The organism is Paraburkholderia sp. GAS333 (assembly GCF_050435665.1).
GTDB classification, from domain to species: Bacteria; Pseudomonadota; Gammaproteobacteria; order Burkholderiales; family Burkholderiaceae; genus Paraburkholderia; species Paraburkholderia fungorum_A.
In genome coordinates this window covers 669315-694892 of the sequence record NZ_JBNDKS010000003.1, presented here as the reverse complement: position 1 = coordinate 694892, position 25578 = coordinate 669315, and the positions used below count along the sequence as shown (strand labels likewise).

Sequence of the window (25578 nt, the reverse complement as noted above, 5' to 3'; positions counted from 1 at the left end):
CACGATGCCGTCACGTCTCCAGAATCGCCGACATGACTCCGCATCCGCCGCTGCCCGGTTCGACGCCGCCGGAACATCATGCGAAGATCGCGCGTGCCGCACGTGAGTTGCCCGCGCTGAACCGCGACTTCGCGCGGGCCGATCCATCAACCTGAAACACCATCCAATCGATACCCAAGCATGACCGACAACAGCCGACGCTATCCCGACCCCTCCATCCGCGTGTTCGATCCGCGCTTCAAGTCGCTGATCCTGGCCTCCGCCTCCGTCGAGTGTCTGTACCAGGGCGCGCGCTGGTCGGAAGGGCCGGTCTGGTTCGGCGACGGTCGTTATCTGCTGTGGAGCGACATTCCGAACGACCGCATCCTGCGCTGGGACGAAACCACCGGCAATGTCAGCACGTTCCGTCAATCGTCGAATAACGCGAACGGCCATACGCGCGATCGTCAAGGGCGGCTCGTCAGTTGCGAACATCTGACGCGGCGCGTCACTCGCACTGAATACGACGGCTCGATCACCGTGCTGGCCGATCGTTATCAGGGCAAGCGCTTCAATTCGCCGAACGACGTGATCGTGAAATCGGACGGCTCGATCTGGTTCACCGATCCCACCTTCGGCATCGCGGGCTTCTACGAGGGCGAGCAGCAGGAGTCGGAACTGACGGCGTGTGTGTACCGCATCGACGCGCAGTCGGGCGAGGTGTCGATGGTTGCCGACGACGTGCTCGGCCCGAACGGCCTCGCGTTCTCGCCGGACGAGTCGGTGCTGTACATCGTCGAATCGCGTGGCGAGCCGCGCAAGATCCGCGCGTTCGACGTAAGCAGCAACGGCGCCACGCTGTCGAACAACCGCGTGTTGATCGACGCAGGTCCGGGCACGCCGGATGGCTTCCGTGTCGATATCCACGGCAACCTGTGGTGCGGCTGGGGCATGGGCACGGACGAACTCGACGGCGTGCGCGTGTTCAATCCGCAAGGCGAAGTGCTCGGCCACATTGCACTGCCTGAGCGTTGCGCGAACGTTTGCTTCGGCGGACGTCACCGCAACCGCCTGTTCATGGCGGCGAGTCACGGCCTCTACTCGCTGTATGTCAACACGCAAGGCGTGCAGGGCGGTTGAGTGCAGAAGGGCGGGCTGACCGGACCGGCTGCGCCCAATCTCCCGAATGACTCCGGGTTTGCCCTCGATACAACTCGCTAGCCGTTGCGCGACAACGGCTCCGCGAGAAAACCCCGTATTTTCCCGGGGCAAACGCGCAAAAAGCATTTGCTTGACACCGGCTGTTCCGCTTCGCTATGTTCCATTGGTAGAAGTAGAAAGACATCGCCCGCAGCGTGTGCGCAACGCGACTGAGCGGCGACTTCCATACCAAGAAGCGAGGAGACGCAATGACTGTTTCAGACAGGTTGTCGCTCGGGCTGGTGTCGGTATTTCTCGCGGCTAGCGCCGCTTTCACGTCGGCGGCGCACGCGGCCGATCCGGTCACGCTCAACATCGTCGACGTGGCCGGCAATCTCCAGCTCACGCAAAAAGGCTTCGAGGCCTTCAAGGCGAAATACCCGAACCTCGTCGCCAACATCACGTACACCAACGCACCTGCTCCGCAGCTGCCAGGCAAGATCAAGGCGATGCAAGGCGCGGGTCGCTCCGACATCGATCTCGTGCTGACCGGCACCGACGCGCTCGCCGCGGGCATCGAACAGAATCTGTGGATCAAGCTGCTGCCGGACAACGCCGCGCAATTCCCCGGCGTGCTCGACAAATACGCGCCGGGTCCGCGCAAGATGCAGGATCTCGCGCAAGGTTACGGGCTGGAGGTCGCGTATATGCCGGCCGGTCCGCTGCTCGAATACAACCCCGCGAAGGTCAGCGATCCGCCGAAAACGCCCGAGCAGTTGTTGCAATGGTGCAAGGCGCACCCCGACAAACTGATCTACGCGCGCCCGGCGAATTCAGGCCCGGGTCGCACGTTCCTGATGGGCTTGCCGTATGTACTCGGCGATAAAGACCCGCAGGACCCGATTCACGGCTGGGACAAGACATGGGCCTTTCTCAAGCAGTTGAACGACTGCATTCCTTATTATCCGGGCGGCACGTCGGCGGTCATGAAGGAACTCGGCGAAGGCACGCGCGACATGACTGTCACCGTGACGGGCTGGGACATCAATCCGCGCGCGCTCGGCATCGTGCCGGCGGAATTTCGCGTGCAGGCATTCGACAACATGACGTGGGTGAACGACGCGCACTACATGGTGATTCCGAAGGGCGTGCCGAAGGAAAAGCTCGACGTCATCTACAAGCTGATGAACTTCATGCTGGAGCCGGCGCAGCAGGCGTTGACCTATGACGACGGCTACTTCTACCCCGGTCCGGCGATCAAGGGCGTGACCGTCGATCAGGCTCCCGCGCACAGCCAGGACGTGCTGAAAAAGTACGGCCGCCCGGAATACGCGAAGCTGCTGGCCGATCGTCCGCATGCGTTGCCGTTGAATGCGACCGCGATGGTCGCGGCGTTCAAAAAGTGGGACACCGAAGTCGGCGCGCAGAAGACCAAGTAAGCCGCGCGAGAGCCATGCCATGCCGTGGCTTCTATCGTGCAGCGCCTGACCTGTCCCGCGTATCAGGAAACCGCCATGAAGCATCACTTTGAGCAGTTGCGGCTCGACTCGGTGAGCCGCAGTTTCACGAACGCGGAAGGCCAGCCGGTCGCGGCATTGCAGGGACTCGATCTGACGATCCGGCGTGGCGAGTTCATCGCGTTGCTGGGGCCGTCCGGTTGCGGCAAATCCACCGCGCTCAATTGCATCGCCGGATTGCAGCCGCTGACCGGCGGCGGTATCTGGCTCGACGAAAAACGCATCGACGTATTGCCGCCTGAAAAGCGCGGCTTCGGCATGGTGTTCCAGAACTACGCGCTGTTTCCGCATATGAGTGTGCTGGATAACGTCGGCTTCGGCCTGAAGATGCGCGGTGTCGCGAAGAGCGATATCGCGCGGCGCGCGCGCGAAGCTTTGCAGCTCGTGCAACTGATCGGGCATGAGCACAAACTGCCCGGACAACTGTCTGGCGGACAGCAGCAGCGCGTAGCGATTGCGCGCGCTATCGTGATCGAGCCGCCGCTGATTCTGATGGACGAACCGCTGTCGAATCTCGATACGAAACTGCGCATTGAAATGCGCGCGGAAATTCGCCGTATTCATAGTCAGCTCGAACGCGCGACGCTGTACGTGACGCACGATCAGGACGAAGCGTTGTCGATGGCCGACCGCATCGTCGTGATGAAAGAGGGCGTAGTGCAGCAGGTGGCGTCGCCGCAGGAGGTCTATACGCGGCCGCGCAATCTGCATGTTGCGCGTTTCATGGGTTATCGCAACGTGGCCGAATTCACGCTCGAAGGCACGCAAGGCGAAGGCGTCGCAGTCAATGCGAACGGCGTGCGCCTGATAGGCACGCCGATGGCGGGCTTCAACAGCAAACGCGTGAATGTAGCGCTGCGTCCCGAGGATATGGAACGTGCCGCGCCGGGCTCGGAGAATGCGTTCGATGCGCACGTCACCACGGTCGAATACGGCGGCCACGATTCGCTCTTGCGCGTGAAGACCGCATTCGGCGATGTATGGGCGCGCGTGGCCGGCGACTATATCGAGGGCGAGCATATCCGCCTGCGGGTGCAGCCGTCGCGTGTGCTCGTGTATGACGCCACGGACGCGTCATGAACACGCCCACGCTATCGCCGCCGCTCGCCCCGCGCGACGCCAAAGCCTGGCTCATCGCACCGGCGTTTCTCTTCATCGTCGCGGTATTCATTTACCCGTTTGCATACGGTCTGGTGCTGTCGTTCCGGCCGATGAACGGCGGCGGCCTGTGGGCCAACTATCTGACGTTCTTCACCGATACGTCGATGTGGCCGACGATCTTCGTCACGCTGAAACTCGCGGTGCCGGCCACGCTGATCAACGTCGGCGTGTCGGTGCCGGTGGCGTTTGCATTGCGCCGGCACTCGCCGTATCAGAAGCTCGTCACGACCCTGCTGGTGATTCCGGTGACGCTCGGCACCGTGCTGATCGCCGACGGCATGCTGACCTATTTCGGCCCCAACGGCTGGTTCCCACAGGCGTTGCACGGCCTGCATCTGTACACACGCGAGGTGCGTCTCACGCATAACTATTGGGGCGTACTGATCTCGCTGATCGTGTCGGGTTTCCCGTTCGCGTTTCTGCTGACGCTGTCGTACGTGACCGGCATCGATCCGACGCTGGCGAGCGCGGCGGCCACGCTCGGCGCGAATCCGTGGCAGCAGTTCCGGCGTATCTATCTGCCGCTGCTGGCGCCGGGTTTGACGATGGCCGCATGCCTGTCGTTCGTGCAGGCGTTCTCGGTGTTTCCGTCGGCCGTGCTGCTCGGTGCGCCTGCGGGGCCGACCCGCGTGATGTCGATCGCCGCCGCTGAAGCCGCGTTCGAAAGCTACGACTACTCGCTCGCGTCTGCCATTGCGATGGTGATGGGCTTCGTGCAACTGCTGGTCGTCGCCGCGTTGCTCGGCGCGCGCCGCTTCTTCTACAGCGGACCGGTGAGCGGAGGCAAAGGCTGATGACAACCGAGCATCGTACTGCGCAGCATGGGTGGTCCGCGTCATCCGGTTCGAAGGACGACGGTGCGCGCGAACCCGTCAAGCGCTACCGGCAGCGCAGCAGTGTGGCAGGCCGCCTCTGGAAAGCGCTGGTATGGGGCGTGATGGTGTTTTTCCTCGTCAACGTGGTGCTGCTGATCGCGACCGTCGCCGTCAATTCGATCGCGACGCGCTGGTTCGGCACGCTGTTGCCGCAAGGCTTCACGCTGCACTGGTACGTGCAGGCGTGGAGCGATTTCCAGTTGTCGAGCGTGTTGTGGGTCACCGTCGAAGTGGTCGGCGCGGTGGTGGTGCTGTCGGTGCTGCTCGGCGTGCCCGCCGCGTATGCGCTCGCGCGCGTGCAGTTTCCCGGCAAGCGCATCGCGATGCTCGTGTTCCTGTTGCCGCTGATGGTGCCGCCCGTCACATACGGCATTCCGATGGCGACCGTGATGTACAAGGTCGGCCTCGCGGGCACGCTCGCCGGTGTGATTCTCGCGAACCTGGTGCCCGCGCTCCCGTTCGTGATTCTGGTGATGACGCCGTTCATCGAACAGATCGATCCAAATCTCGAAGCGGCGGCGCGCATTTTCGGCGCGAATACGTTCCGCTATTTCCGCTACGTGCTGTTGCCGCTGCTGGTGCCCGGCATGCTCGCGGCCGGACTGCTGGTGCTGGTGCGTACCATCGGCATGTTCGAACTGACCTTCTTCACTGCGGGGCCGTCGACGCAAACGCTCGTGGTCGCGTTGTACTACGCTGTATTTTCAACCGGCGTGCGCGCGCCGCAATCGATCGACGCGATGGCGATGATCTACATGGCGATCACGCTGATCTGGGTGCTGATCGCGCTGCAATTCGTCAGCCCGACGCAGATCGTGTCGCGCGTGAAGGAGCAGCGGCGCTAAAGCGCTCGGGCGCTCAGGCGCTCAAACGCCGGATCATGCAGGCCAATCGTGGAGCACACGTTGACGAAGCGAAAGACCCCCGACGAATTGCGCAGCCATCGCTGGTACGGCGTGAACGATCTGCGCTCGTTCGGCCATCGTTCGCGCACCGCGCAAATGGGCTACAACCGCGACGAGTACGCAGGCAAACCGGTGATCGCGATCCTCAACACATGGAGCGAGATCAACGCGTGCCATACGCATTTCAAGCAGCGTGTCGAAGAGGTGAAGCGCGGTATCTGGCAGGCCGGCGGCTTTCCGATCGAACTGCCGGTGCAGACGCTCTCCGAGCCGTTCCAGAAACCAACCACCATGCTGTACCGCAATTTTCTCGCGATGGAAGCCGAGGAAACGCTGCGCTCGTATCCCGCCGACGGCGTCGTGCTGATGGGCGGTTGCGACAAGACCACGCCGGGTCTGCTGATGGGGGCGATTTCGATGGATCTGCCCGCGATCTTTCTGCCTGCCGGTCCGATGCTGCGCGGCAACTGGAACGGCGTCACGCTCGGCTCCGGCTCTGATTCGTGGAAATACTGGGCCGAATTGCGCGCGGGAAAAATCACGCAGGAGGACTGGCAGGGCATCGAGGGTGGCATCGCTCGCTCGCCGGGCCATTGCATGACGATGGGCACCGCGTCGACGATGACGAGCGCCGCCGAAGCGCTCGGCTTCACGCTGCCCGGTTTCGCGTCGACTCCCGCCGCCGATTCGCGTCACGCGCAGATGGCGGCGAAAACCGGCATGCGCATCGTCGAGATGGTGTGGGAAGACCTGAAGCCGTCGGACCTGATCACGGGGAAATCGGTGGATAACGCCGTGATCACCTGTCTGGCGCTATCCGGTTCGACCAACGCCATCGTGCATATGATCGCGCTGGCCCGGCGTGCCGGTATCGAGTTGACGCTCGATCGTTACGACGAGCTTTCGCGCCGTACGCCGGTGCTCGCGAACATCCGGCCGACCGGTGCGTATCTGATGGAGGACTTTTTCTATGCAGGCGGTTTGCGCGCGATGCTCGCCGAACTGGGCGATCTGATCGACCGCTCGCAGCAGACCGTCAACGGCCATACGCTGGGCGAGAACCTCGAAGGTGCGCAGATTTTCAACGACGACGTGATTCGCCACCGCGACAAGCCGCTGCTGCCGGACAGCAGTCTTGCAGTGCTGCGCGGCAATATCGCGCCCGACGGCGCCGTGATCAAACCCGGCGCAGCCGAGCCACGCTTACTGGTGCATACCGGCCGCGCGGTGGTGTTCGCCGACTACAACGAGATGGCCGCGCGGATCGACGACGAAGCGCTCGATATCGACGAGACCTGCGTGATCGTGCTTCAGCACGCCGGTCCGGTCGGTGCGCCCGGCATGCCCGAATGGGGACAACTGCCGATACCGCGCAAACTGCTGCAGAAGGGCGTGCGCGATATGGTGCGCATCTCGGATGCCCGGATGAGTGGCACGAGTTACGGCGCGTGTGTGCTGCATGTCGCGCCGGAATCTTTCGTGGGCGGTCCGTTGGCGCTGGTGCAAAGCGGCGACATGATCGAACTCGACGTGCCCCGGCGCAGGCTCAACCTGCTGGTATCCGACGAGGAACTCGCGCGCCGCATGGCAGCGTGGATCAAACCCGCGCCGCGTTTCACGCGAGGCTATGGCGCACTGCATCAGCAGCATGTGATGCAGGCAAATCAGGGTTGCGACTTCGATTTTTTGCAGCGAGGCGGCGCGCACGCGGCCTCGGCCCTGGCTCCGGTTTCGCCGCAGGACGGGGAGAAGCCTGGCGAGCCGGAAATTCACTGAGTTCACCTGGGGGCCGTTGCCAGTGCCGTGGAACTGCCGGAGAGCGGCGACACGTCGAGAGGGGGAGCGCGATGCGGCGGCGCTGCATCGCGTGATTCCCTTCAGCATTGCAATTGCTACAACTCAGTACCCCACGCGATACACGCGCCCCGTTTGCGCCCCTTCCAAGCTACGCAGATACGCCTGCGCTGCACGCTGCGCGCTCACCGGTTCGAAGCCGCGAAAGTAAGGCGCATAAGCTTCCATCGATTCGGTCAGCACAGTCGGGCTCACGAGATTGATACGGATGCCGCGCGGCAATTCGATCGCCGCGCCGCGCACGAAACCTTCGAGCGCGAGATTGACGGTCGTCGCGTTCGCGCCCTCGCGAATCGGCTCGTCGGCGACGATGCCGCTCGTCAGCGTGAACGAGCCGCCGTCGTTCACATACGACTGCGCGGCCAGCACGACGTTGATCTGGCCCATCAGCTTGTCGCGCAGGCCGATCCAGAACTGTTCGATGCTCATTTCCGTCAACGGACCGAAGTGCAATTTGCCCGTGGTAGTGACCACGCCATCCACCTTGCCGATCTCGCGAAAGAGCCGCTCGATGCTCGCGGGGTCGGTGCTGTCGACGCGATGCGCGCCGCGTGTCGCGCCCACCTCGATCACTTCATGACGCGCCTTCAATTCCGCACTGACTGCCTGGCCGAGCGTGCCGGTGGCGCCGATCACGACGACCTTTTTCATCTGCTGCTCCATCTTGGGTTGACTTGCCGACGATTGTCCTGGTGCAGGGTCGAAAGAAAAAGTCGTTGCCGCGCGCAGGTCCTTAAACCGTGGGTTTCCAATCGAAGGGGGTGAAACAAAAGCAATGACGAACGCAAAGCGCGGACAAAACAATACGCGCACCATTATTCAAACGGTGCGCGCAGCGTTATTCGCTGATTAATAAGACGAGACGCCGGAATTCAAACATCGGCGCCCGCTTCAAAACCTATTTCACGCGATGTAATTCGATCACGCGAGTCGGCCGTAAATGATTAAGGGCGTAATGAATGCGTCCACGATCGCGCCAGCTACCAGCGGGACGCGAGTCGTCGAATTGGTGATCCTGCGAATAAGGGGCTTGCGGCTCGACCATGCCCTTGTCGATCACCGTGTATCCCGGTTCTAGCGCGAGCAGCAAGTGATTGCCGCCGACCCGGCTGTCGAAGCCTGCCATGCCGTCGCGCGACTCGGGCACGCTGTTGACGTGCGTCGCGTTAGTGGTGGTGATCTCGTCGGCTGCAATCGGGCTGTGGCCCGCTATGCGCGCGGCTTCGAGGTTCTTGCCGTCGGTGTCGACCGTGCTGTCGTGCGTGCGGTCGTTATGCAACTCGGTCGAATTCGGCCCGCTGGTGCGCGGTTGAGTGCCGGTGTCTGCTTGCTTGTCGATATCGCTGTTCATCATGCAATCTCCTTGAAGAGGACATGGTTGAAGTGCAGCAAAACCCGTTCCGCCTGATGTCAGGCTCACGCATACGCTTGCCTGAAAGACCTGCAATGCGCCTGCAACGCGGTGCGCAGCGTGTCATTTCATCCGGTGATTGCGTCGTGAATTCTTTTCGTTTTTTTTAATGGACGCGTATTTTCTACAGAGTATGATCTTACTCCGACGAGTGAAGCACGGTTAAATTGACGACATGGCCCCGACTAATTCATCATGGTCGGAAACAACGAAAAGGCCAACGAAAGGCCGCGCTACTCAAAACATTTTACGGGGCCGTCAGGGCGGGTGACACATGCACTTCGATGCTGCATTCACACATCGCGGCTATTTGTTGAATTGCGCGCCGGCGCGCGCGGGCGATGGAACATGGCAACCTTATGTAGTCATCTCACGCTCGAGCGACGGCGAACTGGTCGCCAACCGCTTCTTCCCCTCAGAGCTGCGCTTTCCCGATGAAGCCGGAGCCATCGCTCATGCGCGTGACTGGGCGGTGCGCTGGATCGACGCTAGCAGCGTGACTATCTGAAGCGTTATCCGTCTTCATTCCGAACGCCGCAGATCGTGAAGCGGCCCTCAAGTCCATCGTTGCCTCTTAGTGTCCCGTGCAGTCGTCATGCCATGCCGCATGTACGCGAGCGGCGTGCCAGTTCTGGCCGGTGTCGCGCGAACTGCGGGAAAACGCGGTAATCTCTTGGCATATTTCACTTCGAACCGTGTTCATGCACGGTGCTGTCTTTATGCCTAATGTGCCCGACCATAACTGGGGTCTCGAACAGATCGTCGCCGACCTACGGGCGTCGCGTGAAGAGTTGCATCGCACGCGGCATCCGCTTGGTATTCGCGAGTTGCCTTCGCGCGAAGCGGTGGTCAATATCGTCGCCGGTTTGCGCGCGGCGCTTTTTCCCACGCATTACGGCGCGCCCGATCTGACCGACGAAACCGTCGACTACTACGTCGGCCATACGCTCGAAAGTACATTGCGGCTGCTCGCGGAACAGATTCGCCGCGCGTTGCGGTTTCTGCCGGAGTTCGGTGCGACATCCGAGGCCGAGCTGAAGCAACGTGCGTTCGATGTCGCGCGCGAATTCGGTACGCAGTTACCGGGGATTCGCGCGCTGCTGGTCAGCGACATTCAGGCTGCGTTCACCGGCGACCCCGCCGCGCAGCACATCACCGAAATTCTGCTCTGCTATCCGGGCGTCTGGGCGATGACGCATCATCGGCTCGCGCACGCGCTGCATCGCCTTGGCGTGCCGTTGCTCGCGCGTTTCATCAACGAGATCGCGCACTCGGCGACGGGCATCGACATTCACCCTGGCGCGACGATCGGGCCGAGCTTCTTCATCGACCACGGCACGGGTGTCGTGATCGGCGAGACGGCGATCATCGGCGAGCACGTGCGTGTGTATCAGGCGGTGACGCTCGGCGCGAAGAGCTTTGCCGCCGATAACGACGGCACGCTGATCAAGGGCAACGCGCGGCATCCTATCGTCGAGGACCACGTCGTCATTTATGCGGGCGCGACGATTCTCGGACGCGTGACGATCGGGCGCGGCTCGGTGATCGGCGGCAATGTGTGGCTCACGCACAGCGTGCCGCCGGGCAGCAGCGTGTCGCAGGGGAAGGTTCGCGAAGGCGAGCGCACCGACGCGGGCGGGAAATGATGCGGGCGTTATTCGCCTCGTTGCCGCAGGGCGAATAAGTTGCTTTGGGTGCGGCTACGTTCATCTGCTTCTTCATGCAGTTGAGCGCGGCCGCCAGCATGCACCACTCATGTATATAAACGCCGTGACCTTCGCATCAGGCGCTACGCACCCGGCGTCAGCCGTTTCGCAGATACCGCAGCAAAGGCATCTCGTGAACGCCGTGCAACCACACATGCTCGCCGATAAAAAACGCCGCCGCCCACGACGCGGCCACGACGATCAGATCGCAACTGCCGCTCTTCCACAGATTCAGCGAATGACGTCCGGCGATCCACGGCACGCCTAGCGGATTCGGCCAGTCCGCGAACAGATGCATCAGGCCGCCGCACGCGAATCCGAAAGCAGGCGCGGCATACAGCGAATGCCCGAGCCAGTGATACGACCCGGCGAGCAACGCGAGCCATCCCACACCCCAATGAGTCAACGTGCGATGCGTGATCCACAAACGTCGCGCGCGTGACCACCACGCGACTTCGAGCCAGTCGGGCGCCGTGCTGCCCCAGATGCCCGTGAGGAAACTCAACAGTACGTCGAGATGAAATGCATTGCTGCCGCTGACGCGGGCGACGACTGCCGCTGCGATGACGCCGGCTGCGAAACCGGTTGCGTGATGTGCTTTGCTGGATGCCATCGAAAGACTTGCGGCGCACTACGTCGCCTGAAACCGGAAGGGCGGCTATGTTCGCAGATGAGCCGATAAAAAAATAGCCGCTACGCGAGATAAAAAATTCGCACAGCGGCAGGGTCTTCTGAATGCGATGACGTTGCAGCGGCATCGCACTCACATTGCAATCACACGAGGCCGAAACTCAGGTCGCGCAGCGTGCAATATCGAAGCGCATTTCCGGTTCCGGTGGATCGTCCGGCGCATTAGCGGGATGCATGACCTTGATGACCGAGCCGGTATTGGTTGGCGTCAGCGTGACGAAGTACGAGTTGTTCGAATCCGAGCCGACCGCGAGTTGCGTGGCGATGCCGGCGTGCGACGTGCGTACGCGCGACAAACGTCCTTCGAGGCAGTTGGCGATATCGGCGGGCGCGCGTTGCGAGGACACGTACACGAGCGGGATAGACGCATCGCGCGTAGGGCCGGAAGAACCGCAAGCGGTGAGGCAGGCAGTGACGGCGGTGAGGGCAACAGCAGGGGCGAGCAGGAGAAGTCTTTTCATGGTCCGATCGTCGGCGTTTCCGATGATGCATGGAAACGTGGTGCGCGGGCGAAGCGCGACGCGGTTCAACTCGAAACCCGACTCGGCGTCATGCTTCGCGACGAAGCTGTCATTCACTTGCAACCGACATGCAAGCATGAAGGCAAGCGAGATAGCCGAAGTGAGTATACCCACCGCAGGTACGCGTAGTCACTATCCGCGATCATCGCGACGCATCGTTATGTTCATATCGAACGGGTTGAGCGTATAAAAAAACCCGCGACGTGATCGTGTCACGCGCGGGTTCGACGGCAGCGCAGACTCATCAATCCGCGCTGCCGATACCACATCGAAAAAGCTTAGAAGCGGTGACGCAGACCGACAGCCGCCGCCACCTGGTTGCCCGTGCTCGACGGAGCCAGCGAGTTGATCGACGCAACGTTCGCGCCGAAGTTGCCGAGCTCGCCCGTAGCATGCTGATACACACCTTCCACGTACACGTCGGTACGCTTGCTCAGCGAGTAGTCGCTTTGCAGCGACACCGTATGCCACTTCGGATCGCCCGAACCGTTCGAGCCGCTCATCTTGCCATCGGTGAACGTGTACGACGCCGCGAGGCTCAGCGCCGGCGTCAATGCGTAGCGGCCGTTCAACTCGTAGTTGTCCAGATGCAGGTTCGTGCCCGAGATGCCCGGCAGCGTCGCGCCGCCGACATCGATACCCGTGATGCCGTCCAGTTGCGTGTGCGTGTACACGAAGCCCGCCGTAGCCGGACCGTACGTGTAGTTGATGCCAGCGCCGAACGTGCGCTGCAGGTTCGCCGCGATCTGCGCGGTGCCGTCGCCTTGCGTCACCGCGCCGCTCAGGTTCGAGCTGCCCGACTGGTTCAGTTGCAGGTAAGCGGCCGCGACGCTCAACGGACCGTTGTCGTACGAAGCGCCCGCGCTCCATGCACGATTGTTCGAGAACTCGCCGGCCGAGTTGCTGAAGCCGTACAAGCCGCCGAACTTCAGGCCCGCGTAATTCACGCTCGAGTACTTCACCGCGTTGCGCACGGAGAACGAGTTGTCGAGGTTGTCGTTGTCGAACGGATGAGCCGCGAGGTTGTTGCCGTAGCCCGCGCCCGCTTCGGACAACGGCGCCAGATAGTCGACCACGGAGTCATATTGACGGCCGAGCGTCAGCGCGCCGTACTGGTCGCTCTTCAGTCCGACGAAAGCCTGACGGTTGAACAACGTGCTGCTTTCCGAGTTCTGACCGTTGTTGATGTTGAAGCCGCTTTCCAACGTGAAGATCGCGTGCAGACCCGCGCCGAGGTCTTCGCTGCCGCGCAGGCCGAAGTACGTGTTCGACACCGAGCCGCTGCCCTGTTGCCAGTTGCTGTGGCCGCCCTGGTTGTTCGAGTAGACGAGGCCCGCGTCGAGCGTGCCGTACAGCGTGACGCTGCTTTGTGCGTGAGCGTTGATGGCCAACGCGCTCAGGATGCCTGCTGCAAAGAGGATTTTTTTCATATTCAGATAACTCCGGGACAGTGCATGGAGAATCGCAAGCCAGTGCTTACCGTTTATTGCGCCGGCAGTCCGGCGATTCGCTGCGAAGTGTATTCCGGCCATTCGAATCTTTAATCCCGTCTGACGCAACAATGTGTTTTTGAATCTGTAAAAGTGAATTCGAATTAGATAAGTGCAGATAAATAAACGGAAAATGTATTTGAAAATGGTCAACGCGACGTGCTGTCAATGATCGGCGTGTTGCTCAATCGCGACGATCCTCGCCAGGCCTTGCGAGACGGGGGTTACGGAGAATTACGTCGAATCCTTCGATTCATTGTGTTTTTCGCAACGCAATTTTACGAATAACAGTAGTTATTCGAGGGAATGGCGGCCTTACAATTCGCGTCACCCTTTGACCGAGGGTGTCTTTTTCATTCTTTATACGCGGCTTTCGGGCCGCGTTTTTTTATGGGTTTTCTGTAATAAACAAATAAGTTCCTGAAAAAGCCGAAATAGAGAATTTCAGCGCAAGATTGATTGATGTTCGATTGCGCGTGCGATTGCATGGGAGCCGGGTCAGGCGCAATGAGGCTTGTCCGTTCGTCAGGGGGCGAGGGCCGGCGCGCCCGGGGCAGGTAGAATTGCGGGCTTGAGATGTGTTTCCGCCCCGCGAACGTGAGTAAACCTGTAATGACCGATACACCCCTTCCATCGTCCGATAGCGCTGAAGATTTCACGACGGAAGGTTCGTCCGAGCTGGACGAAAGCGTGCATGAACCGCGTCTGTGGCGCGACGACGGCTGGACTGCGCGCGTCATCAAGAACGAAGACGACGAAGGCTGGGCCGTCGCGATGATCAAGGACGGCGAGGCCGAACCCGCGCTCGTCGGTCCGTGGACCATGGGCCGCAACAAGAAGGACCCGAAGCCGCTCGACACGTCGGCGTTCAACACGCTGGTGAAAACCGCGTCGGAAGTGCTGCGCCGTCACGAGCAGCAACTTCGCGCGCAGCTGCATAAGGAAGTGCGGGTCGCGAGCGCGGACGGTAACGACGAACTCGATATCACGCTGGACATCATCCCCGACGAAATCGAACCCTACGCGTTGCTGACCGCGCTGGATCTTTTTGGCGAACAGATCGCACAGGTGCAGGTCGCGCCGAATTTCAAGCTGAGCAAGGCGAGCGCGTCGGCGTGGGTCGAGAACGAATTCAGGCGTCCGGGCTAGGCGACGCCGACCGACCGCCTGGTGCGGTATTACGAAAGACTTTCGCGTTTCCCCGGCGTTGCCGTTCAGGTTGCGCGAGAGTGGTTTCGGGACCACGAAAATTCAATTCAGCGTGTCGGCGATTGAGAAACTCCGTTGCAACGCGTGATCCAATCGAATCGCGCTCTGCTGCACGGTATGGCGGAATAGGGTTGTCGAAAGGTCTTCGACCTACGCGCGAACGACCACTCTTTTATAGAAGCCTATAGAAACGAACCGCCGTGCAAACACCCGCGTCGGCCTAACTCCGCTTGCAGAAAATCGCCGTAACGAGCGGCGCGACGTGATGCACGATCGCCGTGCTGCCGCTCCCGGCAATCGCGTGGCGCACCTTCGATTCGCTGCCGAGCACCACGACGCCGTAGGCCGAACTCGCGACCGGTTCGCCGTCGCCGACGCGGAACATCGGGTCGTCTTTTTCATAGCCGACCACCGCGAACACGTGAAAGCCAAACGCCGTCAGATCGGCGCCGGACGCGGGCGAGAACGCATTGATCGAGTTACTTTCGACGCGCATCGGCTTCGGCTCGATCATCTGCTGGTCGAGCAGATCGGCGATGAACTGATGGCCGCTTTCGTTGCAGGTGAGCGGCGTGTCGAGGGCCGCGGCGAAACTGATGTGGGGCAGTGCGGCAGTTGCCAGAAGAAGGAGTACAGATGAAAAAAGGCGTTTCATAAGTGCAGTCGGCGACCTCGATCGATGTAGTGGTTTCGCAACGGGCGGCGGCGAGTGGCCGTGACCCAAAAGACGTTGCGCATCGAAGGAATTCCGCATTACGGGCGCAACTGGGTTTGCACTTTATCGCGATTCGGCAAATCTTGCTTTGCTGCTAGCACATCCAGGTAACGGACGGACCTCAAAGAAACGAGCAGGAAGAAAGCAATCTTTTTCGATCCCGTATATATTTCCGGGTTATGACTTCGCGACCCCAAACTCCAATTAATGTTCCGCCGCCCCGTACCTGGGACGCCCGGCTCGCTCGCCGGCTTGTGACTCCGCTGGTGAATACCTGGGTCACGCCGAATCACCTCACTACGCTGCGACTGTTGATCGGGCTTGCAGGCGCGCTGTGCCTCGCTCATGGCGATTTCGCGTGGACCAATGCAGGTGCTCTGCTGATCGTGCTGTCGAACTTCGTCGACCACACCGACGGCGAGCTTGCGCGCATCGGCGGCAAGTCGAGCCGGATCGGTCATTTTTACGACCTCGCATGCGACGCGATCGTCACCATCATGTTGTTTATCGGCATGGGCGTTGGGGCAGGAACCGCAGCCGGTGCAACTCATGTCGGCGGATTGAAGGTGATGCCGGGCGTGCTCGGCGCAGTGGCCGGTGTGGCGATTGCGCTGATCTTTTTCCTGCGCATGCGCATCGAGGAAATGGCGGGCAAGGCGGGCACGAAGCAGGCCGCAGTGGGCGGCTTCGAAACCGAAGACGTGTTGTACCTGCTACCCATTGTCACGCTGACGAGCGTCGTGCTGCCTTTCGTCGTGGTCGCTTCGATCGGCGCGCCGCTTTTTGCCGCGTGGGTCGTGGTGGATTACTGGCGCGTGTCGCGCCGTGCCGCTCGCCCTGCGGTTGCAGTCGGTAGTGCTTCTGAAAACAGTCAAATGTGGGCCAGTGAATGAGTACACACGCCGAAGATGACGTGGTCGCGCCAGCATCGATTCAACCTTCCTCCATGGCGGCGCAGGCCGCGCCGAACGCCGACCGTGCGGTCGCGGGCAAGACGCGCGAGCTCGACACGCCGCGCTTGCGCAAGGACTTCGCCGACCAGGGCGCGTTCCTGTATCTGGAAGATTTCCTCGCGCCTGAAGTCACCGCGCAACTCGCGCACAGCGCGCGGTCGCTGCTCGACGAGGTGAACCGCAATTATCTGCCGGGTCACAAGCAGGGCGGCAGTGTGAGCCGCCATACCATCGACACGCTCGCGCCGTTCATCGCCGAGTTGTATCGCTCGAAGGAACTGATCGGCTGGCTCGAACAGCTTAGCGGCGACAAACTGCAGGTCTCTCCCGCCGACGACCCGCATGCGTACGCGCTGTATTACTACACGCGGCCGGGCGATCACATCGGCTGGCACTACGACACTTCGTATTACGACGGCCGCCGCTACACGCTGCTGCTCGGCGTGATCGACGATTCGTCGTGCCGCCTCGAATACGAGTTGCATACCCGCAATCCCGATGTGCCGGATCAACCCGGCTCGGTGCAATATCCGCCCGGCAGCCTCGTATTTTTCGACGGCGACAAATTGCGTCATCGCATCACGCCGGCCGGCGCGAACGAGATGCGCGTGTCGCTCACGTTCGAATACGTCACCGACCCCAACATGCGGCCGTGGCGCCGTTTCATCTCGAACATGAAGGACGCGATCGCGTACTTCGGTTTCCGCCAGGTGTTCCGTCAGATGACTTCGCGCGGCAAGACCGCCGGCAAGGGCCGCGCATGAGTCGCGCGGCCCTGCTTCTGCTGTCGATCGGGACGGCGCTGTTTGTCGGCCTGCTCGCATGGCAAGGCTTCGGTTCGGTTGCGTCGACGCTGCTTGCGGCCGGTTGGGGGCTCGCGCTCGTCGCGGCGTTCCACGTCGTGCCGCTCGTGCTCGATGCGGGCGCGATCTCCGTGTTGTTCCATCCTCGCCGCGACGGCGTGCATCACGATCTGTCGCTGCGCGATGCGCTGTTCGCGCGCTGGGTTGGCGAATCGGTGAATAGCCTGTTGCCTGCGGGGCAGATCGGCGGTCCCGTCGTGATGGTGCGACAGCTTTCGCAGCGCGGCATGCGCATGCGCGACGCCGCTGCGGCGATCACGGTCAGCACGACCTTGCAGGCGCTCGCACAAATCGTTTTTGCGCTCGGCGGCCTGATGCTGTTCGGCGCGTACGCGGCGCACGGCGCGCTGCACGATCTGCAAACCGCAACGCTGATCGCAACCGGCGTGCTCGGCGCGATGATCGTCGGCTTCTACTATGCGCAGCGGCGCGGCCTGTTTGGCCGGCTGCTCGGCGTGGTGTCGAAAGTATTCGGCAAGCGCGACTGGTCCTCGCTGATGAATCGCGCAGAAGCCGTCGATGCCGCCGTGCAGGCCATGTACCGCGAACGCGGCCGCGTTGCGGCGAGCTTCGCGTTGAGTCTCGTGGGCTGGATCGTCGGTACGGTCGAGGTGTGGCTCGCGCTGCGCTTTCTCGGTCATCCGGTGGATTGGGTCGACGCGCTGTTGCTCGAAAGTATCGGGCAGGCCATTCGCGGCGCTGCGTTCATGATTCCGGGCTCGCTCGGCGTGCAGGAAGGCGGTTATCTGCTGCTCGCACCGCTCGTGGGGTTGCCGCCCGACGCGGCGTTGGCGCTGTCGCTCGCCAAGCGCGCACGCGAAATCCTGCTAGGCTTGCCGGGTTTGCTGGTTTTGCACTTCAGCGAAAGAAGCTGGCAACGGCGGCGCGCCCTGGGGCGCGTGCCGGTTATCGATTAATCTCCGTATTTTTTCAAAGGACCGCGCATGCGTGCCATCATCCTCGCTGCGGGCCTCGGCCTGCGTCTTCAGCAACCGCCGCAAGCCCAGTTCCCGAAGTGCCTGTTGCAGTTCGACGGTATGAGCCTGCTCGAACGGCATCTGCAAATGCTCGAAACCGCAGGCGTGACCGACGTCGTTCTCGCGCTCGGTTTCCAGCCGGAATCGGTGCAGGCGGAACTGGAGCGCATCAACTGGCCGCATCAGGTCGAGACCGTGCTCAACACGCGCTATGACCTGGGCAGCGTGCTGACGGTGCACACGGTTGCTGACGCGCTTACGCGCGGCGGCGACGTACTGCTGATGGACGCCGACGTGCTGTACGACGAGCGCATTCTCAGCGCCCTGGTGGCGGGCGAAACGGTCAACCGTCTGCTGATCGACCGTGATTTCGAAGCGGGCGACGAGCCCGTCAAGCTGTGTCTGAAAGACGGCGTGCCGGTCGAGTTGCGCAAGCAGCTGGCCGTCAATCTCGAGTACGACACGATTGGCGAATCGGTCGGCTTCTTCCGTTTCCGCGAAGAAGCGGCGCAACGTTTCGCGCAGATCGTCGCCGGTTATATCGACAGTGGCCGGGCGAATCTGCCGCACGAAGAAGCGGTGCGCGACCTGCTGCTGGAGCGCAGCCAGGTGTTCGATACCGCCGACGTGACCGGCGCTCCGTGGATCGAAATCGACTTCCCGAACGACGTTGCGCGGGCAAGCACCGAGATCCTGCCGCAACTGCAACCGCTGGTCAGCGCGTCGCGCTAAGCGGCTGTACGACGTATTTCCTCGCATGATGTGGCGAGCCGGCGTGATGCCGGCTCGCCATTTTTTTCGTGCGCTGTCGATGGGCATAACTCACGCCGCGGCTTACGTGCCTGGGAAATGCAAGTTCACTAAAAGCGCCAGAGCAACAACATTTGTTGCCGCTGCGATGCCATAATCGACGCTTTACACCGACGGCCTAGCACCCCGTCGTCATGCCAATGCCTCTCGCTTTAGGCACTTTCATCGTTCCGCTGATCGTCGCGTGCGCGATGTTCATGGAGAATGTGGACGGCACGGTCATCGTGACCTCGCTGCCTGTTCTGGCGCGCGATCTCGGTCAGGACCCCATCACGCTGAAGCTTGCCGTCACGGCCTACGTGATCGGCCTCGGCGTGTTCATTCCGATCTGCGGCTGGGTCGCCGACCGCTTCGGTTCACGCACGGTGTTTCGCACGGCCATCGGCATTTTCATGGCCGGCTCGCTGATGTGCGCGGCCTCCACGTCGCTCGGCACATTCGTGGTTGCGCGCTTCGTGCAAGGCATCGGCGGCGCGATGATGGTGCCGGTGGGTCGCATCATCATCTTCCGCTCGGTGCCGAAATCGGACTTCATTCGCGCGGTCAATTATCTGACGGTGCCCGCGCTGCTTGGGCCGGTTGTCGGGCCGCCGCTCGGTGGTTTCATCACGACGTATCTGCACTGGCGTCTGATTTTCTTCATCAATATTCCGATTGGTCTGCTCGGTATCTGGCTTGCCAACAAGCACATTGCCAATGTGCGCGAGGCGCATCCCGGACGGCTCGACTGGACCGGCTTCGTGCTGTCGGCGGGCGGAGCGTCGCTGTTCATGCTGGGGCTTTCGCTGATCGGCGGCGAGCTTGTGACGACGAGCGTGTCGGTCATCATGTGCCTGAGCGGCGTCGTGTTGCTGCTGCTTTATGTGCTCTACGCAAGTCGCGTCGAACTGCCTGTGCTCGATCTGCGGCTTCTGCGCATCCCCAGTTTTCACGCGAGCGTGGTGGGCGGCTCGCTGTTCCGGATCGGGCTTGGCGCTGTGCCGTTTCTGCTGCCGCTTGCGTTGCAGGAAGGTCTCGGCATGACGGCGTTCAAGGCGGGTTCGATCACGTGTGCGTCCGCGTTCGGCGCGATCTTCATGAAGACGGCGGCCATGCGCATTCTGCGGCGCTTCGGCTTTCGCACCGTGCTGTTGTTCAACGCGGCGTGCGCGGGTCTTGTCATCGCGGGCTATGGGCTGTTCTTTCCCGGTACACCGCATTGGCTGATCTGGTGTGTCGTGCTGGTCGGCGGGTTCTTCCCTTCGTTGCAGTTCACGTCGCTGAACTCGCTGGCGTATGCGGATATTCCGAGCAGCGAAGTCGGCCGTGCAACGAGTGTTGCGAGCGTGATCCAGCAGATATCGCTGGGACTCGGCGTGACGATTGCCGGCATCGTGCTGCAGATTTCGCACAACCTGCAGGGCCATCCGAAGATCGTGTTCACCGATTTCTGGCCGGCGTTTCTCGTGGTCGGTCTGTTCTCGTTCCTGTCGATTCCGGTCACCGCGCGCTTGCCGCACAACGCAGGCGACGAACTCTCGCGCGGTAGTCGCGGCACCGCATGAGTAGTGCGGGGGCGTGGGTTTAGCTGCGCCACCTTCACGCCTCCGTTGCCACGTCACGTCAGCCGCTGCGCCGTCGTTTGATGGAGACGCGCGGCTCCGTTCGCCTGCGCATTTCCCCTTCCTGTTCCTGCTGATTCCCATTGTTCCAAATCCGCGCGGCACGTTTGTTGCTGCGCGCGTTGTCGTGCCACCGCGCACTCTTTCGTGAGCGCGTCACGCGCGATGCACCTCGCGCCCGACCATCTACTTGCACGTTGTAAGAAAAACGCGAATCGCTTATCGTCTGACGAATCGATGTTCTGGGGGATTTTCAATGAGGTTGTTCCGCAGCGCCAAGTCTTCAGCCAGCGGTCTCACGCTGGTCGCACTCGTCTCCGTTTCGACTGGCTTTCTCGAAGCCTCGCCTGCCGTAGCCAAGGCGGCCGCCAAAACCCCGCCTGCTGTTCTCTCGGCCTCTGCCATTGCGGTCGCCGACAAATACAGCGCCGACGCCGCCGAGCAGATTTTCAAGGAAGGCGGCAATGCCGTTGACGCGGCTGTGGCGATTGCCTTCACGCTGGCCGTGACCTATCCGGAAGCGGGCAACATCGGCGGCGGCGGGTTCATGACGCTGTACGTGGACGGCAAACCGTACTTCCTCGATTATCGCGAACGCGCACCGCTGGCCGCGACGAAAAACATGTACCTCGACGACAAGGGCGCGGTCATCAAAGGCATGAGCGTGATCGGCTATCGCGCGGTGGGTGTGCCGGGCACCGTTGACGGCATGTGGCAGGCACAGCGCCGCTTCGGCAAGCTCAAGTGGAAGCAGGTGCTCGCCCCGGCCATTCACTATGCACGCGACGGTTTCGAAGTGAGCCAGCAATTGCAGGAGCGCCGTGACGATGCTGCCAAAGACTTCGCGGGCAAGACCAACTTCGACACTTACTTCGGCAATCTGAAACAGGGCGTCAACTTCAAGCAGGCGGATCTCGCCGCCGTGCTGCAACGCATTTCCGATCAGGGCGCGAAGGACTTCTACTCGGGCAGGACGGCGGATCTGATCGCGGCGTCCATGCGAGGTCACGGCCTCATCACGAAGGATGATTTGCAGCAGTACAAAGCCGTCTGGCGTGAGCCGGTTCAGGCCAACTGGAACGGCTATCGCGTGATCACCGCGCCGCCTCCGAGTTCGGGCGGCGTCGGCCTCGTGCAACTGCTGAAAATGAAGGCCGATCTTGCGCCCGACTTCAAGGACGTCCCGCTCAATTCCGCGCAATACGTGCATCTGATCGCCGAAATCGAGAAGCGCGTGTTTGCCGATCGCGCGCAATATCTCGGCGATCCAGACTTCTACAAGGTGCCTGTTTCGCAGTTGATCGACGACTCGTACAACGCGAAGCGTGCCGCTGAAGTCAACCCGACTACGCCGTCGGACACGAAGAGCGTGCAACCGGGTCTCGGCACGAACATGCCGGAGAAAGCGGAAACCACGCACTTCTCGGTGATCGATAAATGGGGCAACGCGGTGTCGAATACGTACACCATCAACGGTTATTTCGGCTCGGGCGTGGTGGTGGATCAGACCGGCATTGTGCTCAACGACGAGATGGACGACTTCTCGGCGAAGCCTGGTGTCGCGAACGAGTTCGGTGTGGTGGGCAAGGACGCGAATTCGATCGAGCCGAAAAAGCGCCCGCTTTCTTCGATGACCCCGACCATTCTGACGAAGGACGGCAAGGTGTCGCTCGTGATCGGCACGCCGGGCGGCTCGCGCATTTTCACGTCGATCTTCCAGGTGATCAACAACGTGTACGACTACAACATGCCGCTGCAGGACGCGGTCGGCGCGATGCGCTTCCACCATCAACTGTTGCCGCCGAACACGATTTTCTGGGAGCCGTACAAGCCGATTGAAGGCGAACTTGCGCAGCAGATCGAAGCGAAGGGTTACAAGCTCGAAGGGCAGGATTTCAGCGGCGATATCCAGGCGATCAAGGTGAACGGGGATACGCCCGAGGCCGCTGCCGATCCGCGTGGGCGAGGCGTGACGCGGGTGATTCCGTAACGCTTCTGGTCGCACGCATGGAGCGCCTTTTGCGACCGCGGCAGATTCGCTGCACGCAAACAAAAAACCTCGCGGCTAAGTAAAGCGCGAGGTTTTTTACTGTGCAACGAGCCGGCCGATGAAAGACAAAAACCGGGTTGCGTCAGGCGGTCTGCTCGACCGGCGTCAGCGTCAATTCGAGCCGTTGCGCGCCACGCAGCACTGTCACGTTGACCGGTTTGTCGATACGCGAAACATCGAGCGTGCGTTGCAGGCTGTCGACGTCCTGCACCGGCAGCGCGTCGATTGCGACGATGGTGTCGTCGGTGCGCACGCCCGCGAGCGCGGCCGGGCTGCCTTTGACTATCTCCATCACATGCACGCCGCTTTCCGAATTCAGGCCGAAATAACGCTGCACCCGACGCGACAGCGGCGTCGTCGTGCCGGCCACGCCGATATAGGCTCGCCGCACGCGGCCATGCGCGAAGATCTGCATGATGACCCACTTGGCCGTGTCGATCGCGGTCGCGAAACAGATTGCCTGCGCGCCGGGGATGATCGCGGTATTCACGCCGATCACCTGGCCTGCCGAGTTGATCAGCGGACCGCCGGAATTGCCGGGATTGAGCGCGGCGTCGGTCTGGATCACGTCGTAGATCATCCGGCCGGAGTTCGAACGCAGCGAGCGGCCGAGCGCCGACACCACACCGGTCGTGACGGTTTGCGCGAGGCCGAGCGGATTGCCGACGGCAATCGCAATCTGCCCGACGCGAAGTTTCGACGACTCGCCGAGTTCGACGTGCGGCAGCGGTTCCGGCGAGCCGATACGCAGCACGGCGAGATCGCTGCCGGGGTCGTCGCCGACCAGATCCGCGTCGAACTTCGCGCCGTCGGCGAGCGTTACCTGAATGTGCGTCGCGCCGTGAACGACGTGGCTGTTGGTCAGCAGGTAGCCGTCGGGCGTGAAGATGAAGCCGGAGCCGGTGCCGCCGCGAGCGCCTCGACCACGGTCGCGCTCGGGCACGCGGCCAGACAATTCGCCGGGCAGCCGGCGTTCGACGGAAATGAAGGCGACCGCCTGCTGCACGCGTTCCAGCGCGCCGATCACGGTGCGGGAATAGGCGTCGAGCAGGGCGTCGTCGGTTAAGGGGTTGAGCGGGTTTGGCCCGGGGGCGTCGGATGCGGCGCGCGACAGGTCATCGATGAAGCGTGGACGGCTTCCCATGGCGATGCTCCGGATAAACGGACCCGCAGATGCGGGGCGCGGCAGGCGTTTTCAAGGGTGATTGAGCCGCCCGGTCGGCAGCCGCCGCGAAGGGTCGCGCGGCGGCGGTGAGATGTTTTTTACGGGCACGCGTTCTGCGAATGGCAAAGTGTTATGTATCGGAAAACCGCTGTGGCCGGATCGGAGGCACCTCCCGGCTGGCTCTATAGCGTCGACCAGAAGCTGAACCCGGGCGTTGCCCACGTTCGGAGCCAGAACCGAATCCGCAAATGCCGCATCAAACCTCAACCGCCCTCACCAAGCCAAGGAGCCCCCGCGATGAACTCCGCCAAGCCATTCTCTTCATCGGGCGAACCAGCCGCCTCCGACGACCCGCAAATCCAGTCCCTGAGCGCCATCACACTCGCCACGCGCGACATGTCGCGCGCCGTGGCCTTCTACGGGGCGCTCGGCTTTCCGATGAAATTCGGCGGCCCGCAGGAGGCCTTCACCTCGTTCGAATTCGGCGGCTCGTATCTGAACCTGATCGTCGATACGCGCGCGCCGGTCAACTGGTGGGGCCGCGTGATCATCTACGTGTCCGATGTCGATGCGCTCTATCGCAAGGCACTGGCAGCGGGATTGAAACCGTCGCTGGAGCCATCCGACGCCCCTTGGGGCGAGCGTTATTTCCACATCACCGATCCGGACGGCCACGAGATCAGCTTCGCGCGGCCATTGCGTTAGTGCCGGGCGTCCTGTGTAAAACTCGCTATCATGGTTGATGGCCCGCCCACTGACGCCCCGCATCCACGTGGTCGCTGATAGTTGATAGCGGATAGCGTACAGGCGCCGGCGCATGGCGCCAGCCGTCAATTCCAGCAGGAAACCGCGAAGTAGCCGGAAAACTCGCCGTTAATGGCCGCGAACGTAGCCGTCGCGGTAACACGGCTGACACCTGGCGCTTCGATAATCGAACGCGTTCGCGTCGCGCATATCGCCGCGCGCCTAACCATTTCTGTTGCCAGGAGAGCCGCAATGAAAGAGCAGGATCCGAGACCTGAAGCCGAATGGCTCGCGGAGCGGCAACGCCGTTTCGAGGAAGACCTCATCGATGCGTACGACGAGGAACTCGAGATGGAGGTCGATGACCGCATCATCGACGGCGCGGATGCAATGACGGCGGAGAACCGCGAATCCCGCAAGATGTATTTTCGCGAGTTGTTCCGCCTGCAGGGCGAGCTCGTGAAGCTGCAGGACTGGATCGTGCAGACCGGCCACCGGCTGGTCGTGATCTTCGAAGGACGCGATGCGGCTGGCAAGGGCGGTGCGATCAAACGTATCACGCAGCGGCTCAATCCGCGCGTGTGCCGGGTCGCGGCGCTGCCTGCGCCGAATAACCGCGAGCGCACGCAATGGTATTTCCAGCGCTACGTGTCGCATCTGCCGGCGGGCGGCGAGATGGTGCTGTTCGACCGCAGCTGGTACAACCGCGCGGGCGTCGAACGCGTGATGAATTTTTGCAGCGATGAAGAGTACGAAGAGTTTTTCCGCTCGGTGCCGGAATTCGAAAAGATGCTGGCGCGCAGCGGCGTGCAGATTCTCAAGTACTGGTTCTCGATCACCGACGAAGAGCAGGAAATCCGCTTCCAGAACCGCATTCACGATCCGCTGAAACAGTGGAAGCTCAGTCCGATGGATCTGGAGAGCCGGCGTCGCTGGGAAGCCTATACGCAGGCCAAGGAAGTGATGCTGCAGCGCTCGCATATTCCCGAAGCGCCGTGGTGGGTCGTGCAGGCCGTGGACAAGAAGCGCGCGCGCCTGAACTGCATCCAGCATCTGCTGAGTCAGGTGCCGTATCACGAGATCGAGCATCCGACCATCGAATTGCCGGACCGCGTCTATCACGACGAATACAGCCGTCAGCCGGTGCCGGCGTCGATGATCGTGCCCGAGGTGTTCTGACACGCGTCGTTTTCAGCCAGCAGTCGACCATAAAAAAGCGCGGCCCATTCGGGCCGCGCTTTT

25 protein-coding genes are annotated in these 25578 nt (G+C 61.9%); 18 read left to right on the top strand and 7 right to left on the bottom strand.

The window, feature by feature from the left end; all coding sequences use genetic code 11:
- Positions 1 to 32: 32 nt before the first annotated feature.
- The 7 genes from ABH945_RS18825 (at position 33) to araD (ending at position 7353) form a co-directional block, all read left to right on the top strand.
- Positions 33 to 155, top strand: coding sequence for a hypothetical protein (locus ABH945_RS18825; RefSeq protein WP_429251509.1), 123 nt, complete (start codon positions 33 to 35; stop codon positions 153 to 155).
- A gap of 25 nt (positions 156 to 180) precedes the next feature.
- Positions 181 to 1119 (top strand): SMP-30/gluconolactonase/LRE family protein, encoded by a 939-nt coding sequence (locus ABH945_RS18820; RefSeq protein WP_074770289.1) that lies wholly within the window; start codon positions 181 to 183, stop codon positions 1117 to 1119.
- A gap of 269 nt (positions 1120 to 1388) precedes the next feature.
- Positions 1389 to 2558, top strand: coding sequence for an extracellular solute-binding protein (locus tag ABH945_RS18815; protein ID WP_074770286.1), 1170 nt, complete (start codon positions 1389 to 1391; stop codon positions 2556 to 2558).
- Positions 2559 to 2633: 75 nt separating this feature from the next.
- On the top strand, positions 2634 to 3716 hold the full coding sequence (locus ABH945_RS18810; RefSeq protein WP_429251508.1) for an ABC transporter ATP-binding protein: 1083 nt from the start codon (positions 2634 to 2636) through the stop codon (positions 3714 to 3716).
- Positions 3713 to 4591, top strand: coding sequence for an ABC transporter permease (locus tag ABH945_RS18805; protein ID WP_429251507.1), 879 nt, complete (start codon positions 3713 to 3715; stop codon positions 4589 to 4591). Before ABH945_RS18810 ends, ABH945_RS18805 begins: the two co-directional genes overlap by 4 nt.
- Entirely contained in the window at positions 4591 to 5517 is a 927-nt protein-coding gene (locus tag ABH945_RS18800; RefSeq protein WP_074770280.1) for an ABC transporter permease, read from the top strand. The genes ABH945_RS18805 and ABH945_RS18800 overlap by 1 nt, the downstream gene beginning before the upstream one ends.
- Before the next feature lie 60 nt (positions 5518 to 5577).
- The gene (gene araD, locus ABH945_RS18795) at positions 5578 to 7353 is read left to right on the top strand and encodes an L-arabinonate dehydratase (protein ID WP_429251506.1); all 1776 of its coding nucleotides are present in this window, start codon (positions 5578 to 5580) and stop codon (positions 7351 to 7353) included.
- 123 nt (positions 7354 to 7476) lie between these two features.
- On the opposite strand, the gene ABH945_RS18790 is transcribed toward araD, so the two are convergent.
- Positions 7477 to 8082 (bottom strand): short chain dehydrogenase, encoded by a 606-nt coding sequence (locus tag ABH945_RS18790; protein ID WP_429251505.1) that lies wholly within the window; start codon positions 8080 to 8082, stop codon positions 7477 to 7479.
- Between the two features lie 247 nt (positions 8083 to 8329).
- Positions 8330 to 8782, bottom strand: a complete 453-nt coding sequence (locus ABH945_RS18785) for a DUF3005 domain-containing protein (protein WP_074771204.1) — start codon at positions 8780 to 8782, stop codon at positions 8330 to 8332.
- 334 nt (positions 8783 to 9116) lie between these two features.
- Between ABH945_RS18785 and ABH945_RS18780 the strand changes: the two genes are divergently transcribed.
- Positions 9117 to 9350 carry a hypothetical protein gene (locus tag ABH945_RS18780; RefSeq protein ID WP_074770274.1) on the top strand — a complete coding sequence of 78 codons (234 nt, stop codon included), beginning with the start codon at positions 9117 to 9119 and terminating at the stop codon, positions 9348 to 9350.
- Between the two features lie 211 nt (positions 9351 to 9561).
- A complete protein-coding gene (gene epsC / locus ABH945_RS18775) occupies positions 9562 to 10488 on the top strand; it encodes a serine O-acetyltransferase EpsC (RefSeq protein ID WP_074771203.1) in 927 nt (308 codons plus the stop codon).
- A 157-nt stretch (positions 10489 to 10645) separates the two neighbouring features.
- Here the strand turns inward: epsC and ABH945_RS18770 are convergent, their stop codons facing one another.
- The 3 genes from ABH945_RS18770 to ABH945_RS18760 all read right to left on the bottom strand — a co-directional run bounded on the left by ABH945_RS18770 (position 10646) and on the right by ABH945_RS18760 (position 13189).
- A complete protein-coding gene (locus tag ABH945_RS18770; protein ID WP_074770272.1) occupies positions 10646 to 11161 on the bottom strand; it encodes a metal-dependent hydrolase in 516 nt (171 codons plus the stop codon).
- 178 nt (positions 11162 to 11339) lie between these two features.
- On the bottom strand, positions 11340 to 11837 hold the full coding sequence (locus ABH945_RS18765) for a hypothetical protein (protein WP_074770270.1): 498 nt from the start codon (positions 11835 to 11837) through the stop codon (positions 11340 to 11342).
- Between the two features lie 200 nt (positions 11838 to 12037).
- Positions 12038 to 13189, bottom strand: a complete 1152-nt coding sequence (locus tag ABH945_RS18760) for a porin (protein ID WP_429251504.1) — start codon at positions 13187 to 13189, stop codon at positions 12038 to 12040.
- A 672-nt stretch (positions 13190 to 13861) separates the two neighbouring features.
- On the opposite strand from ABH945_RS18760, the gene ABH945_RS18755 reads away from it, so the two are divergent.
- Positions 13862 to 14398: a hypothetical protein gene (locus ABH945_RS18755; protein ID WP_429251503.1), complete on the top strand. Its 537-nt coding sequence runs from the start codon at positions 13862 to 13864 to the stop codon at positions 14396 to 14398.
- Between the two features lie 280 nt (positions 14399 to 14678).
- Here the strand turns inward: ABH945_RS18755 and ABH945_RS18750 are convergent, their stop codons facing one another.
- Positions 14679 to 15113, bottom strand: a complete 435-nt coding sequence (locus ABH945_RS18750) for a hypothetical protein (RefSeq protein WP_429251502.1) — start codon at positions 15111 to 15113, stop codon at positions 14679 to 14681.
- 239 nt (positions 15114 to 15352) lie between these two features.
- On the opposite strand from ABH945_RS18750, the gene ABH945_RS18745 reads away from it, so the two are divergent.
- The 6 genes from ABH945_RS18745 (at position 15353) to ggt (ending at position 22367) form a co-directional block, all read left to right on the top strand.
- Positions 15353 to 16066 carry a CDP-alcohol phosphatidyltransferase family protein gene (locus ABH945_RS18745; protein WP_074770262.1) on the top strand — a complete coding sequence of 238 codons (714 nt, stop codon included), beginning with the start codon at positions 15353 to 15355 and terminating at the stop codon, positions 16064 to 16066.
- Positions 16063 to 16890 (top strand): HalD/BesD family halogenase, encoded by an 828-nt coding sequence (locus ABH945_RS18740; RefSeq protein WP_074770260.1) that lies wholly within the window; start codon positions 16063 to 16065, stop codon positions 16888 to 16890. The genes ABH945_RS18745 and ABH945_RS18740 overlap by 4 nt, the downstream gene beginning before the upstream one ends.
- On the top strand, positions 16887 to 17906 hold the full coding sequence (locus tag ABH945_RS18735; protein ID WP_429251501.1) for a flippase-like domain-containing protein: 1020 nt from the start codon (positions 16887 to 16889) through the stop codon (positions 17904 to 17906). Before ABH945_RS18740 ends, ABH945_RS18735 begins: the two co-directional genes overlap by 4 nt.
- A gap of 27 nt (positions 17907 to 17933) precedes the next feature.
- The gene (locus ABH945_RS18730; protein WP_074770256.1) at positions 17934 to 18698 is read left to right on the top strand and encodes an NTP transferase domain-containing protein; all 765 of its coding nucleotides are present in this window, start codon (positions 17934 to 17936) and stop codon (positions 18696 to 18698) included.
- 218 nt (positions 18699 to 18916) lie between these two features.
- Entirely contained in the window at positions 18917 to 20320 is a 1404-nt protein-coding gene (locus ABH945_RS18725; RefSeq protein ID WP_074770254.1) for an MFS transporter, read from the top strand.
- Positions 20321 to 20633: 313 nt separating this feature from the next.
- Positions 20634 to 22367: a gamma-glutamyltransferase gene (gene ggt, locus ABH945_RS18720; protein WP_429251500.1), complete on the top strand. Its 1734-nt coding sequence runs from the start codon at positions 20634 to 20636 to the stop codon at positions 22365 to 22367.
- A 142-nt stretch (positions 22368 to 22509) separates the two neighbouring features.
- Here ggt and ABH945_RS18715 read toward each other — a convergent pair whose 3' ends face one another.
- Entirely contained in the window at positions 22510 to 23571 is a 1062-nt protein-coding gene (locus tag ABH945_RS18715; RefSeq protein WP_429251499.1) for a S1C family serine protease, read from the bottom strand.
- Between the two features lie 318 nt (positions 23572 to 23889).
- Between ABH945_RS18715 and ABH945_RS18710 the strand changes: the two genes are divergently transcribed.
- Entirely contained in the window at positions 23890 to 24297 is a 408-nt protein-coding gene (locus ABH945_RS18710) for a VOC family protein (protein WP_429251498.1), read from the top strand.
- Between the two features lie 291 nt (positions 24298 to 24588).
- Positions 24589 to 25515, top strand: a complete 927-nt coding sequence (gene ppk2 / locus ABH945_RS18705) for a polyphosphate kinase 2 (protein ID WP_074770246.1) — start codon at positions 24589 to 24591, stop codon at positions 25513 to 25515.
- The last annotated feature ends 63 nt before the right edge of the window (positions 25516 to 25578 follow it).